Below are 14,193 nucleotides of genomic sequence, written 5' to 3' on the forward strand. Positions count from 1 at the left end.
ATTTGATTATGAAACACGTATATAGATTTTTTATGTTTCCCATTCTTTGTGGGCTTTTAATCGGGCTTGTGGGATGTGAGGATGTTTTGGACACAGAAGTACCTTCAGATATCGTTTTTGGAAATTTCCCGGCCAACGGACAAGAGGCTCAGGCTTTATTGCTAGGAGCTTACAGAGATCTTAAGGACGATTACAATAGTACAGCATATCACGAAGATCGGGGAGATGGTTTTGATGTTGGGGTAATTGGCACGGTATCAAATGCCTGGGGTCAAAATATTACTTCAACCAATGGCCCTTCATGGACGGGTTATTACGGTGCCTTGAATAATATCAATTTCTTGTTGTCGGTAGCGGATGACATTTCTTTTTCAAATGAAAACGATAGGGATAAATTAAAGGCAGAGGCTTTGTTCTTGAGAGCTACATATTATTTTTATATGGCCAGAATTTGGGGTGATGTTCCACTGCTCACTGAACCAGTTCTATCACCTGATGCAGAGGTAATAGGAAGAACACCAGTTGGTCAGGTATTTACTCAAATAAATCAAGATATTTCAGAGGCCATAACATTATTTCCCAATGATGGTTTCGGGGACAAAAATTTTGCTTCCAAACCGGCCGCATATGCATTGCAGGCGGATGTAAAAATGTGGACAGGCAAAGTTTTGGGTGGAGGTGTCGCCGATTTTGATGCGGCTTTATCTGCTATTCAGAAAATTCAGGATCAAGGCGCTTCACTATTGGATTCCTTTAATGATGTATTTGACACCAAGAAGAATGATGAAATAATTTTCGCAATTTTCAATGACAGGGACGAAGTCAATAACCACTATGCTAGTACATTGTCCGTTAGGGATGTTAATTATGATCCTGTAGCCAGTCCCGATATTCCTGGTAGCAGTGCTAATGTTAGGCATAATTATTCACCAAGTGAGAGGACTCGGGATTTATTTACAAGTAGTACCGATGTTAGGACAGATAGAACCTTTTTGCCATTTTATTTGGAAGTGGATGGACCTATAATTTCTTATTCCCAAACCAGGTATTATGGAGAAATTATTGATGGAGTCCGCTTATTTACAAATGACTTTATCATTTACAGATGGGCGGATATGTTATTGTTAAGGGCTGAGGCTTACGCTGCAAAAAACGATTTAGAAAATGCCGTCATTGCTTTAGACTTGGTGCGAAATAGAGCGCAAAATGAGGACTATTCAGGTCCTTTGGATCAAAATTCTGTAAATCTTGAGATATTGGCAGAAAGGGGCAGGGAACTCTTTTTGGAGCCAAAAAGATGGTGGGATCTAAGAAGATTCCATGCAGACGGTACCATTGACGTGTATGATTTTGTTCCCAATTTACAAGGGCTAACAACGCCATTGTATTGGTCTGTGAGTCAATCAGTAATGGCTGAAAATACTCTAATTGAACAAACAGAAGGGTATGATTAATTACCGATTCCTTCCTTTAATGGGTAGAATATTGAAAACTAGTAATGGTCCTAAAATTGATGAAAAATGAAAAAATTTCTAAAGTTGTCCTCCTTTATCATTACTCTTTTGATGGTCACAAGTGGATTATCTCAAGTTTCTGGTAAACTAGGTTTTGATATACCTATAATTGATTTGGATGGTGAAGATAGCATCCAAATTGTCGTAGACAGGGAAAAAGACCAATATCTTGGACATCCGACAACTGTTCTCCTGGAAGATGGTAAGACAATTATCTGTGTGTATCCGAAAGGTCATGGAAAAGGTGGAATCGTAATGAAAAAATCCATCGACGGAGGCAAAACATGGTCTGATCGCTTAAAGACTCCTGAAAACTGGTCCACGAGTAAGGAGGTTCCAACCATCTATCCAACAACCGATGCTAATGGAAAGGATAGGTTAATTATGTTCAGTGGTGCCCAACATCGTTTTCAGGAAGTTATTCGAATGGCGGTATCAGAGGATCAGGGTGAAACTTGGAGCGAATTGAAGGCTATTGGGGATTATTCCGGAATCGTGGCCATGGCGGATTGTATTCCCTTAAAAGATGCTGGACATTATCTGGCTACTTTCCATACCCAGGGTCCAGAAAAATCCATGATCTTATATCAGGTTGAAAGTATGGATGGTGGACTTACTTGGGAAGAACCTAAAGAGTTGTATAGGGCTTCAAGCCATCATCTTTGTGAAGCTGGATTGATTTATAGTCCTGACAAAAGTGAAATAGCCATGTTGTTACGGGAGAATGCCAGAAACTACAATAGTCAGATCATGTTCAGTTCCGATGAAGGAAAGACTTGGAGCAAACCAAAACCGATGCCTGGAGCTCTCAACGGAGATCGTCATCAAGGGATTTATATGCCTGACGGGAGGTTATTGATACAGTTTAGGGACAATACCCCGCGCAATAGACCAGGAAATGTGCTTAGTCCTACCGAGGGTGATTGGGTTGGATGGGTAGGAACTTGGAGTGATTTAAAAAATGGATATGAAGGTCAGTTCCGAATTCGGTTTAAGGATAATAAAAAAGGTTGGGACACTACCTACCCTTCAGCTGAACTATTGCCTGATGGTACTTTGGTCTGTACAACATACGGGCACTGGGACGAAGGGGAACAACCTTATATACTATCCTTTAGATTTAAAACAGACTTATTGAATAAAAAACTGATGGAGCACAGCAAGAGCGCATTGGACAAAATCCAAAATGTCATGGAATAGGCTATATTTTGTTTTAACATTAAGATATATAAACACAATATTGGAAAAACATGCCAGACATTATTGGAATTGAAATTACCGTTGAGTTGATATAAGTGATAATGGTAATTGTCGAATTTAGATTTCAGAATTGAATAGATTGAGTTGAGTTAGGTTAGTTTGTTTAATTGAAGCAGAGGGTAACTTCTGCTTCAATATTCTCACACGGATTTTTTTGTTAGTTTTCCAAGTTTTGTATTTGATAACTTGATTGAAACTAAGTTGATCTAAAGACTATGGGTAGGCATTACTTTATGAATTTATTAGTTGTAATAATATGGGATGGAGAAATAGATACAATATGAAAATTACATCGAGAATTTTTAGTATAATCATGGGCTCACTTGTGTTAACCCTCTCATCTTGTCTGTCTAAAAACCCAGAGAAAGGAATACAAAAAGATTCAAGACCCAATATATTGATAGTGATGGTGGATGACCTTGGGTTTTCGGATATTGGCTGCTATGGAAGTGAAATACCCACACCTAATATTGATCGCCTTGCGTTTAATGGATTATTATATACCCAATTCCGTAATGCAGCAAGATGTTGCCCTACGAGAGCAAGTTTAATGACCGGTTTATATCCGCACCAGGCCGGTATAGGACATATGATGAACGATTTGGGACATGAAGGTTATAGAGGAGATTTGAGTCCCAACACTGTAACTATTGCCGAAGCCCTGAAATTAGTTGGATATAATACCTATATGGCCGGCAAATGGCACCTGACGCGTTTTACGGATCCAAAGGGGGCTTCCCATAATTGGCCGCTTCAAAGAGGGTTTGATAAATTTTATGGTACATTGCCTGGTTATGGCAGTCAATACAATCCTGCAGGATTAATGGAGAACAATGATTTCAAGGAGCCTAAAGGGGATTTTTATTACACGGAAGCGCTAACTCAGAAATCAATTTCTTATCTAGAAGAAGCAAGCATGAGCAAAAGCCCTTTTTTTCTGTATTTGTCCTATTCGGCCCCTCACTATCCTCTCCACGCCAAGGAAGAGTTTATAGCTAGGCATAGAGGAAGATTTTCAAAGGGCTGGGACAGTTTGCGCATCCGACGATTTAATAATTTAAAAGACAATGGTATACTTGCCTTAACCACAAAATTATCGGAGCGGGATGGAATGGGAATACCTTGGGAGGAAGAACCGAATAAGGCTTGGCAAGAATCTAGAATGGAGGCATACGCGGGCATGATTGGGCATGTAGATCAAGGTATTGGAAGTATTTTATCTGTACTTGAGAAGAATGGACAATTGGGTAATACCATTATTTTTTTTCTTTCGGACAATGGAGGTTCGGCCGAAGGCCATCTAAATAACACAGTGGAACGATGGGGAACTCCTTGGGAAAGTTCGTTGATTCCAGAAAAAACTAGAGATGGTGAAAGGGTTATCTCCGGTGATTTTGTTGGTTTGGAATTGGGGCCAGAAAACACCTTTGGAAGCTATGGCCCTAAATGGTCCAATTTATCCAACACTCCATTTAGAATGCATAAGAATTGGGTCCACGAAGGGGGAATATCCACTCCGTTTATAGTTCATTGGCCAAATGGAATAGTTGATCAGGGAAAATTACGTAATCAGCCCGGGCATATCATGGATATAATGGCAACATGTCTGGAAGTCTCGGGGGGAACACATCCTTCGGAATATAATGGACATTTTATAAAACCGTTGCAAGGAGTAAGTCTTGTGCCAACATTTGATGATAATCCCCTGAACAGAAATGAGCCTTTATTCTGGGAACATGAAGGAAATAGGGCAGTTATCAAAGGAAAATGGAAATTGGTTTCCGCTTATCCGGGCAGTTGGTCCAATATGATGGAATTTAAAAATAAAGGAAATTGGGAGTTGTACAATTTGGATACAGATCGAACAGAAACCAATAACCTATCCAAGTTGTATCCTGATCTTGTAGAGGAGCTATCCAATGCTTGGCAGCATTGGGCCAATAAGAATGGTGTTGTAGATTATAAGGAACTGGACTTGGAGATTTATTAAAAACAATTCAAACTAAACAATGATATTGATGAAACTAAAAAATACAAATTCGGTAATAAAAATGATGCCACTATTTCTTCTTACAATCTTAGGGAGTTGTAAAGAGCAAGTGGAAATAAGCCAAAATCTTACTGTCAAAACGTTTAACTATCCTGTGTTAAAGGAAAAAAACGATAATCCAATATTAAGAATTCAAATGGATTCAGAGAAGGAGGGAGAAACTGTAAAAGCCATACAGTTGAATATGGGAAATACAAAACCAGAAAACCTTAAAAATATTCGGGTTTATTATACAGAAAGGGATTCGTTGTTTAATGAAAAGGTATTGTATGGAGCCTCTGCAACAATTCAAAAATCCTCACTAATTAACGGAAACCAAAACCTTCAAAAGGGAACCAATTATTTTTGGGTATCCTACGAATTGGCCGATAATGTTGATCTGACCGATAAGGTATATGCCAATCTAGATTATGTCACCATCGGGGAGAAAAAACTTGGAGTATCAAATAATAAGGAAACAAAAGCCTTACGCCTTGGAGTGGCAGTCAGACAACATTGGGATGATAATGTACATACCTATCGCATTCCCGGGCTTACCACAACTAAGGATGGTTCTTTGTTAGCTGTTTATGATGTTCGTAGGGAATCAGGAAGGGATTTACAGGGGCATATGGATATTGGTGTTAGTAGATCCATTGATGGCGGAAATTCCTGGGAACCTATGCGCATAGCTTTGGATATGGGAGAATGGGGCGGACTGCCTCAAAAGTTCAATGGGGTTAGCGATGCCAATATTTTGGTAGATAAGAATACTGGGACGATTTATTTGGCCGGGCTATGGATGCATGGCGTTATCAACGTTGAAGGCGTTTGGCAAGAAAACCTAAATAAAGAAAGTGATGCATGGAACCATCAGTGGCGGACCAAGGGTTCCCAACCTGGTTTCGGTGTTAAACAGACCAGTCAATTTCTGATCACTAAAAGTACTGATGACGGAAGGACATGGAGTGATCCCATTAATTTAACAGAGATGTGCAAAGATCCCAAATGGTGGTTATGGGCACCGGCACCTGGTCATGGAATAACGCTAAAAGATGGAACTTTGGTTATTCCAACCCAAGGCAGGGATGAAAATGGATTGCCATTTTCAAATATTACCTACAGTAAGGATGGTGGGGAAACATGGAAAACAAGTAATCCCGCATCCCATAATACTACCGAATGTATGGCAGTTGAACTTTCAAGTGGAGAAATTATGCTGAACATTAGGGATAACCGTAATGGGGAGAACAAATCGGAAACCAATGGTCGCGCCATTATGATTACCGATGATCTTGGTGAAACTTGGACCGAACACCCTACATCCCATGGTGCTCTCATAGAACCCAAGTGCATGGCCAGTATCCATCGTCATGATTATACGGATAATAAAGGGGATTCAAAGAGTATTTTAGTGTTTTCCAATCCTAATTCCAAGTACAAGAGAATCAAGCAGACCATCAAAGTAAGTTTGGACGATGGTAAAACATGGCCCAAGGAGTACTGGATAGAATTGGATGAAGGACGTGGTGCTGGATATTCTTGTATAACTTCGATAGATAATGACCATATTGGAATTCTGTACGAAGGTAGCCAAGCCCATATGACCTTTCAAAAGATCAACATTAATGAACTAATCAAAAAGTATGACTAAAAAGGTCTTATTGAATAATAATAAGAATATTCAGTTTTGGGGCTATTTATTATCTATCATATGTTTTTTCATTTACTTTAAAGCCAATTCACAGGATAGGTATTTTGAGTATTCCCATTTTCCGAACCTGCCGCCAAACACAGGACAAAAAGTTCAGCCAGGTCTTGCCGGGGCATATACTGGTATAGACGATGATTTCTTGATTGTGGCAGGAGGAGCCAATTTTCCAGATAAACTTCCATGGGAAGGTGGAACAAAAACCTATTATGACGAAATTTTTATTTTAAAGAAAAAAACGGACGGCACTTTTCAATGGGAAACTAATTCAAAAAGAATACCATTTTCTTCAGGATATGGTGGAGCAATATCCACTAACAGGGGCTTGCTTTGCTTTGGTGGAAACAACTCTGATAGCACTATATCAGACAGTTGGTTTATTGATTATATTCCTGAAACAGGAGAAATAGAAATCAGTCAAGGACCTATTTTACCAGTGCCGCTAACCAATTTCGCTTTTGCCAAAGTTGACAATGATATCTACGTTGCTGGTGGAATTTCTGAATTTGGCGGAGCGTCAACCAACAGTTTTTACAGATTGTCTATAGGGGATAATAATTTTAAAGACTGGAAATGGGAATTACTGTCGTCATGGGATGGTGATCCTAGAGCCTTTTCAGTCGGTGTTGGCCAAAGCAATGGTTTAGAGAATTGCTTTTACCTTTTTTCCGGAAGGAATATTGATCCACAAGGGGAATGGAAAGTACTTGCTGATGCACATGTGTACAACCCCACTATAAAAAAATGGCAAATTATATCTAAGGGTATAGACAAAGAATTTAAGGTCATGGCGGGCACTGCTTTTCCAGTAGGTGCAAGTTCTATTATTTTCCCATCAGGATCTGATGGCAATCTGGCAATTGAGGAAATTGATATTAAGAAAAGAATAGAACACTTGGAAAGTCGATTGGTAAATGGCGAAGATGTTGGTGAAGTGTTACAACTGGCTAAACTGAAATTGACCAACCATCTGAATAATCACCCTGGATTCGGAAATAAAGTATACGGTTTTAACACCATATCCCAAGAGTTCTATGAAATAGAAGAAATACCACAAACTGGTCAGGTAACAACTAGTGCAGTGGCATGGGGCGGGGATATCGTAGTGCCATCAGGGGAGGTAAGGCCTGGTGTTAGAACTCCAGAAGTACTAAAAATTACAATTAACAAGGATGCAAAGCATCTTGGAATAATCGATATGTTGGTCATTGGTCTTTATTTTTTAACCCTAGCTTGGATGGGATATTTTTTTTCCAAACGTCAAAAGAGTACTGAAGATTATTTTAAAGGCGGAGGTCGAATTCCTTGGTGGGCAGCCGGATTGAGTATTTTTGGGACCGCTTTGAGCGCAATAACGTTTATGGCTGTACCGGCAAAAACATTTGCTACAGATTGGTCTTATTTCATGCTCAATATGACCATTTTTTTGGTGGCACCTGTCATTGTGTTTTGGTTCATTCCTTTTTTTAGGAAGCTCAATGTTACTACAGCATATGAATTTTTGGAATCTAGATTTAATCTTACCATAAGGCTTCTGGGTAGCCTGTCCTTTATATTGTTTCAAATTGGTCGTATGGGAGTGGTCATGTTTCTTCCTTCCATTGCCCTGAATGTGGTTACTGGTATCGATATTTTTGTGTGTATTTCCTTGATGGGAGTAGTTAGTATGATTTATACCATTTATGGTGGAATAGAAGCTGTAATATGGACTGATGTTGTTCAGGTTATCGTTCTACTTGGTGGAGCTATATTGTCTTTGGTTTTAATGGTCACCTCTATAGATGGTGGGTTGAAAGAAATCCTTGAAATGGCAAAGGAAAATGACAAATTCAATATAATAGATTTGGATTTGTCCCTTAAACAGCCAACTGTATGGGTTATGTTATTGGGGGGGATATTTGCAAATATAACTACCTATGGTTCGGATCAAACTATGGTACAGCGTTACTTGACCACCAAGACCCAAAAAGAAGCCCAAAAAAGTGTTTGGACCAATGCCATTTTGACCATACCGGCGACTCTTATATTCTTTTTCGTTGGCACAACTCTGTTCGCTTTTTTTAAGAATTATCCTAGTGAACTCAATCCGACTTTTGAAAATAATGATGCTATATTTCCTTGGTATATTGTTTCCGAGTTACCTACTGGTATTTCAGGATTATTGATCGCTGCAATATTCGCGGCGGCAATGAGCAGTTTGAGTAGTAGTATGAATTCGGCTGCCACCTCATATGCTACGGATATTCATTTTCGGTTTGGATGGAATAAGAAGACCAATGAATTGAAAATTGCTAGAAAAGCAACATTAATGATAGGGATAATTGGGACAATTTTTGCCATTATGATGGCCACGGTGGATGTAAAATCTCTTTGGGATGAATTTCAAAAGGTTCTAGGCTTGGTTATAGGAAGTTTGGGTGGTGTTTTTCTACTCGGAATTTTTACCAAAAGAGCGAATTCAATTGGAGTTTTGATCGGTATTGTTGTAAGTATTATGGTTCAGGTTTATGTTGGGGTTACTGAACCCGTTCACATATTAGTGTATTCAGCCACAGGGGTGATTTCATGTTTTTTCGTGGGATACGTAGCAAGTTTATTTTTTGCCAAAGATTAATGTTTATCAATTTTTCAAAGTGGTTCCCCACTAATAAATCTTTGAAGTTACGGAATCTTCAAGAGGTGATAAGGAGCTCAAAATATAAAAGTGGTTCTTTAAATCTGTTTATTCTTTGTCATGCTATTCATCTTTATGGGATGGATCCACTTAGTAATTTTTGTTCACGAAATATTAAACACTTATACCTTTTGCAATATTCCGGAAACTATAGACACATCAATGCCAAGTTTAATTCATTTGCCAATCGCCCTTGATTTATAAATGGCAACATAGCCTTTATAAATGACGCCTTGGAGAACTTTTTTTTCCTTACTTTTTTCATGAAATTTAGAAAGTATTGAAGGGATACTTGTATTTAAATATTCTTTCTATCCTATTGGTAAAAGCTTTTCTAAAGGCAATTAAATGGAGTGGATTAGGTCACAGGAGCAAATTGAATCGGAACTGTTTCAGATTGAACAGTCCTTCTTCAATTCAATGGTTTCCTACGATAAGGCTATTTCTTATTGCCAACATATTTTGGAGGAATATCGTATTGCTGTTGTTTCCAATGGCTTCCCTGACGAAGAAGCTGAAATTCAGTTTTTTAAAAAGGATAAACCGTTCCTTTTTGGTCTTCTTCTACAATATAATCACCAGCTTTCTTTTGAATTGAATTTCCCTAATATCCCCTATGGCGGGAATGATGATATTGTCAATAAAAAAATAGAGGAAGTAACTGCCTTTCTCTCAAGCCATAAGGATATGGTCCTATACCTTGAACTGCAAAGTAAAACATTCGATTCTCAATTTTTCCTAAGAAAGAACAGGGGACTTTTTACTTACCCAGGTCGTCATGACCATAGTTTTGATTCCGAATTTTGTACTTCCCATGATGGACTGATTGCCAATATAGTTGGATATCAAGGTTTCCTGCAATTTCTTCAACAAAAAATGAGTACTTCTATGCCCTTTCCAGAAACACGTCATTCCAAAATTAATTGGACAGGATCCAAGATTGCCCTTACGGAACTTGGCTTTGCCCTGTTTTATAGTGGTGCCGTTAATCACGGCAATGCCAGTTTAAAATCTATAATTCAATTGTTGGAGCAGGTAACGGGAACAGATCTAGGGGATTATCACCATACCGCAATTCGAATCAGGAACCGGTCCCAACGCACCAAATTTATGGATAAACTTAAAATTTCCTTGCAGAATTGGATGGCCAATCTGGACGAATAAAAAATGTCAGGTCATAGTCAATTGACTGTTTAACATTTCAGGACGAAATAACTCAAATTATGCCAAATTTTGTCCGGATTAGGGGTATTTTTCTGCTCATTTCTTCATATTTAATGCAATAATCAGTTATGTCAACTGGCTATGACTTGGCAATTTATTCCAAAACTCCTTTTCAACTTTGTATCCGAACCACAGACAACTACAATTAGGTAGCATCTGTATTAAATCATTCACTATGCCAACAGCTATTATCACTACGGACGATCTGCGGGAATTTAAACTAGAGCTTCTCGCCGAGATCAAGGAATTGTTGAACGCCAACCAGGCTAAAATAACAAAGAAGGTATGGCTTAGAAGTACTCAAGTTATGGACATGTTACAGATCAGTATGACCACCCTTCATGGTCTCCGGGTTAAAGGAACCCTACCTTTTATCAAAATAGGGGGGCTTATTTTCTATGAAGCTGGGGACATTGAAAAAGTACTTATGGAGAATGCCGTGAAACCCATAAAGAAAAAGAGATGAATTATATAAAACATTTAAATTCTGTCTTTAAACTATTTACACGGGATTCACGTCTAAATCCAACACATATCAGTCTTTATATGGCACTGTTCCAGTTTTGGAATATCAATCGTTTTCCTGAGGTTTTTTATATCAACCGGGAAGAAGTTATGGTTATGGCAAAAATAGGATCTAAAGCTACTTATCACCGCTGTCTACGAAGATTGCATGATTGGAAATACATTAGGTATTTGCCCTCGCATAATCCCTATAAAGGAAGCCAAATACAGATGCTCAAATTTGGGACAAGTAGTGGTTCAAATACTGGTACAAGTAGTGAACAAGTAGAGGGACAAGCATTAGTACCTTATATAAACATTAATAAACAAAATAAAAACATTAATAAACATAAGCTACCCAAAAATGAAAATGAGGTTTTGGATTTTTTTAAAAAAGAGAAATGGCCCGCTAATGAAGCAAAAAAATTCTTCAACCATTACAATTCTATCGGGTGGAAAGTGGGCGGAAAAATACCGATACTGGATTGGCATTCTACGGCCAAGAACTGGATGTTAAAGGGCGAAGAAATACAAAAAGAAAAAACGGTGCCCGGACCGTCCCAAAAACGGGACAACTTAAAAACCACTAAAGACAAGGACTATGGACAACCCCTCTAAAATAATCGAAGACGGTACGGAATATACCCTTGGTGTGTTCGACGGGAAAGAAGTGCTCTATGATTTCGACAAGATCTTGATTTACTTGAACGCCAAAGGAAAACTGCTCTTTGGCACGCAATTCCAGATTTTTGACCGGGATAGGGACATCGTATTCAAACTGTGCAATTACTTCATCAATGACAAGGACTTTTGCAATAAAGAGAATATCGACCCCACAAAAGGTGTTCTTCTTACCGGTCCAGTGGGCTGTGGCAAGACAAGCCTAATGAAGTTGATCCGCCATCTTGTACCGAAGCAACGCCCTTACCAAGTGATTCCCTCAAGGAATATTACATTCAGTTTCAACCATTTGGGCTATAAGACCATCGAAGAGTTTGGGAACGGTAGATCCTACTGCTTCGATGATCTGGGGATAGAGCCGATTGGCCGCTACTATGGCAGGGACTGCAACGTGATGGGCGAAGTGCTATTATCCCGATATGAACTGTTTCTTCAGACCAAGGGGAAGGTCAAGACCCACGCCACCACAAACCTTAACGCCGAGGAACTGGAAGAGCTTTACGGCAACCGTGTCCGCAGTCGGATGCGCGATATTTTTAACCTGATCGCATTTGATAAGAATACTAACGACAAACGCAAGTAATTATGAAACTGGCCACATTTAATATCCAAAACCTTTTCCATCGGGACCGGACCAATTCGGAAAGAACATTCGGCAAATGTATGTCCGACTGGGTCAATGAACTCGATGGCCTTCTCAAGAAAAACGATCGGCACGGATCAAATGCCGAGCGTATACAAGAACTTAGCTTTTTGCTCGGGTTCGACAAAACATATCACCAACCTTATGCGGTTATGCGCAGCAGGGCCGGCTATCTTTTTCTAAAGGGCAAAAATTACTCCAAGGAGCTGGCGGCCAATGAGATTACCGATTGGAACGGTTGGGTCTCCCTCCGGACCGTCCCTATCAAAACATTGGCCGTAAAAAATAAGGCAAGGGTGATAGCGGATATCGATCCCGACATTTTACTGTTGCAGGAAATTGAGGACAGGGCGTCCTTGGAAGAGTTTAACCAGGAGTTCCTCCCCGAGATGGGTTGTCGTCCTTTTGACGAGATTTTCGTGGTGCAGGGGAACGATAAACGTGGGCTGGAAATGGCCATAATGACCAAGAACGGATATAGATTGCAATCTATTAGAAGCCATATCTACGATCAAGATGAAAATGGAAATCCACTCTTTAAAAAAGACCTATTGGAGTATGAGGTCAAGACCCCGTCCGGTACTACATACCATCTTATTTCCGCGCATTTTCAGGAGCTCACGACAGATATCGATAAAACCGATCGTATGCGAAAGGCCCAGGCTAAGAAAGTAGCAGAGGTTTATAAGGGTTTGCAAGAAGATGGTAAAACTAATATTTCCATTGCTGGGACCCTGAACGACGTCCCTTACAGTGACTGCCTCTCCCCCCTACTCCGAGATACCGATCTTAGGGATATTACCAAACACCAATCGTTTAACGTTGATATTGACAAGGGAAAGGATGCTAGTTACTTTCGTCTTGGGGCATATCGAATGGGGGTCAATATTAAGCAGAAAGATTATCTCTTGCTCTCCCCGGAACTCTTTGGAAAAGCCGAGGCAGGTGGTCTCAATCGTAAGGCCATATGGCCATTAGAAAAACCGATGTGGTCCGTGTATTCAACCGTCCAGGAAAAGTCACAGGAAGCAAGTGGGCATCCTGCGCTTTGGGCGGATATCAAGATTTAGGTTTTCTAATGCCATTGATAGCAGCTTTGAGTTCCAAGGCTATCGTTAGGAGCAATACTCTAATATTCCGGAATACGGCAGTAAACATTTCTTGCATACCATTATTTTGATAGGATTAAACTTTGAAGAACCGACAATGCAAGTGCACGGATATTTCCTTCCTCGCCCATATGCATTGCCTCAACTGAGTTGGATAAAAAACCAAACTCCACAAGCACGCAAGGAATCTGCCGGGACCCTTCCCTAAGAACCTGAAAGTTGGCAAACTTTACGCCACGGCTTTTAAAGCCTAGATTTTTTTGATTGGCTTTTTGAATGTTATATGCCAATAAAATAGATTCATTGGTATGTTCCCCCTTTCGATCGGAAACATAGACTTCAATACCCTTTGCATTGGGGTTTTCCGAATGATTGCAATGCAGGGAAATAAATATATCGGCATTCAGCCTTTTTGCCAATTTTGTCCTTTCACCCAAAGAAATCAAGGTATCCGTATATCTGCTCAGGTATATTTCAAGGGCATTATCAAAGAGATTTTGGTTATATCGCACCATTTCCTTGGCAACTTTCAGCACGACATTCTTTTCAATAATGCCATTGGTTCCCGTAGCACCGGAATCCGTTCCTCCATGACCCGGGTCTATGACCACTACCTTTTTGGAACTTTCTTTGAATTGGGAAAATAATGCTCTTGGGCTCCATAAAATACCTGCCACAATCAACCCTATAAAAAATCGACTTTGAATGGTCATCACACTTTTATTTTTGAACAATTTGCAACGTTTTTCTCCTTTCCTTAGGAATCTTCCAAAGTTTAACAAGATTTCGAGTTAAAGTTTAGAGATTTCCTTCTCTAAGCTTCTTTTCTCAATAGATTTCACAA

Annotated in this window: 11 protein-coding genes; 10 read left to right on the plus strand and 1 reads right to left on the minus strand. The window is 39.5% G+C overall.

The genetic code is table 11. The annotated features are described in order from the left end of the window. Positions 1-8: 8 nt before the first annotated feature. From U735_RS0121580 to U735_RS0121630, 10 genes are all read left to right on the plus strand, one after another. A complete protein-coding gene (locus tag U735_RS0121580; protein WP_034248670.1) occupies positions 9-1,454 on the plus strand; it encodes a RagB/SusD family nutrient uptake outer membrane protein in 1,446 nt (481 codons plus the stop codon). Between the two features lie 66 nt (positions 1,455-1,520). Continuing rightward, positions 1,521-2,714 carry a sialidase family protein gene (locus U735_RS0121585; RefSeq protein WP_051892278.1) on the plus strand — a complete coding sequence of 398 codons (1,194 nt, stop codon included), beginning with the start codon at positions 1,521-1,523 and terminating at the stop codon, positions 2,712-2,714. Between the two features lie 340 nt (positions 2,715-3,054). Beyond that, positions 3,055-4,764: an arylsulfatase gene (locus tag U735_RS0121590; protein WP_034248864.1), complete on the plus strand. Its 1,710-nt coding sequence runs from the start codon at positions 3,055-3,057 to the stop codon at positions 4,762-4,764. 28 nt (positions 4,765-4,792) lie between these two features. Continuing rightward, positions 4,793-6,457 (plus strand): sialidase family protein, encoded by a 1,665-nt coding sequence (locus tag U735_RS0121595; RefSeq protein ID WP_069858442.1) that lies wholly within the window; start codon positions 4,793-4,795, stop codon positions 6,455-6,457. Beyond that, positions 6,450-9,128, plus strand: a complete 2,679-nt coding sequence (locus U735_RS0121600; RefSeq protein ID WP_084681129.1) for a sodium:solute symporter family transporter — start codon at positions 6,450-6,452, stop codon at positions 9,126-9,128. The genes U735_RS0121595 and U735_RS0121600 overlap by 8 nt, the downstream gene beginning before the upstream one ends. Before the next feature lie 408 nt (positions 9,129-9,536). Further along, positions 9,537-10,352 carry an RteC domain-containing protein gene (locus tag U735_RS0121610; protein WP_031445813.1) on the plus strand — a complete coding sequence of 272 codons (816 nt, stop codon included), beginning with the start codon at positions 9,537-9,539 and terminating at the stop codon, positions 10,350-10,352. A 235-nt stretch (positions 10,353-10,587) separates the two neighbouring features. Further along, positions 10,588-10,878: a helix-turn-helix domain-containing protein gene (locus tag U735_RS0121615; protein WP_031445814.1), complete on the plus strand. Its 291-nt coding sequence runs from the start codon at positions 10,588-10,590 to the stop codon at positions 10,876-10,878. Next, a complete protein-coding gene (locus U735_RS0121620; RefSeq protein ID WP_031445815.1) occupies positions 10,875-11,534 on the plus strand; it encodes a hypothetical protein in 660 nt (219 codons plus the stop codon). The genes U735_RS0121615 and U735_RS0121620 overlap by 4 nt, the downstream gene beginning before the upstream one ends. After that, entirely contained in the window at positions 11,518-12,180 is a 663-nt protein-coding gene (locus tag U735_RS0121625; RefSeq protein WP_031445816.1) for a P-loop NTPase family protein, read from the plus strand. The genes U735_RS0121620 and U735_RS0121625 overlap by 17 nt, the downstream gene beginning before the upstream one ends. Positions 12,181-12,182: 2 nt before the next feature. Beyond that, entirely contained in the window at positions 12,183-13,310 is a 1,128-nt protein-coding gene (locus tag U735_RS0121630) for an endonuclease/exonuclease/phosphatase family protein (protein ID WP_031445817.1), read from the plus strand. A gap of 101 nt (positions 13,311-13,411) precedes the next feature. Here U735_RS0121630 and U735_RS0121635 read toward each other — a convergent pair whose 3' ends face one another. Continuing rightward, the gene (locus U735_RS0121635; protein WP_083260591.1) at positions 13,412-14,062 is read right to left on the minus strand and encodes an N-acetylmuramoyl-L-alanine amidase family protein; all 651 of its coding nucleotides are present in this window, start codon (positions 14,060-14,062) and stop codon (positions 13,412-13,414) included. Positions 14,063-14,193 lie beyond the last annotated feature (131 nt).

Origin of the sequence: Arenibacter algicola, assembly GCF_000733925.1 — a bacterium.
In the GTDB taxonomy this organism is placed as follows: Bacteria; Bacteroidota; Bacteroidia; order Flavobacteriales; family Flavobacteriaceae; genus Arenibacter; species Arenibacter algicola.

What these genes read in the sequence shown, in the direction of transcription:
- U735_RS0121635 (WP_083260591.1), bottom strand. Translation starts at nt 14,062, where the DNA reads ATGACCATTCAAAGTCGATTTTTTATAGGGTTGATTGTGGCAGGTATT.
- U735_RS0121620 (WP_031445815.1), top strand. Translation starts at nt 10,875, where the DNA reads ATGAATTATATAAAACATTTAAATTCTGTCTTTAAACTATTTACACGG.
- U735_RS0121595 (WP_069858442.1), top strand. Translation starts at nt 4,793, where the DNA reads ATGAAACTAAAAAATACAAATTCGGTAATAAAAATGATGCCACTATTT.
- U735_RS0121600 (WP_084681129.1), top strand. Translation starts at nt 6,450, where the DNA reads ATGACTAAAAAGGTCTTATTGAATAATAATAAGAATATTCAGTTTTGG.
- U735_RS0121580 (WP_034248670.1), top strand. Translation starts at nt 9, where the DNA reads ATGAAACACGTATATAGATTTTTTATGTTTCCCATTCTTTGTGGGCTT.
- U735_RS0121610 (WP_031445813.1), top strand. Translation starts at nt 9,537, where the DNA reads ATGGAGTGGATTAGGTCACAGGAGCAAATTGAATCGGAACTGTTTCAG.
- U735_RS0121590 (WP_034248864.1), top strand. Translation starts at nt 3,055, where the DNA reads ATGAAAATTACATCGAGAATTTTTAGTATAATCATGGGCTCACTTGTG.
- U735_RS0121630 (WP_031445817.1), top strand. Translation starts at nt 12,183, where the DNA reads ATGAAACTGGCCACATTTAATATCCAAAACCTTTTCCATCGGGACCGG.
- U735_RS0121615 (WP_031445814.1), top strand. Translation starts at nt 10,588, where the DNA reads ATGCCAACAGCTATTATCACTACGGACGATCTGCGGGAATTTAAACTA.
- U735_RS0121625 (WP_031445816.1), top strand. Translation starts at nt 11,518, where the DNA reads ATGGACAACCCCTCTAAAATAATCGAAGACGGTACGGAATATACCCTT.
- U735_RS0121585 (WP_051892278.1), top strand. Translation starts at nt 1,521, where the DNA reads ATGAAAAAATTTCTAAAGTTGTCCTCCTTTATCATTACTCTTTTGATG.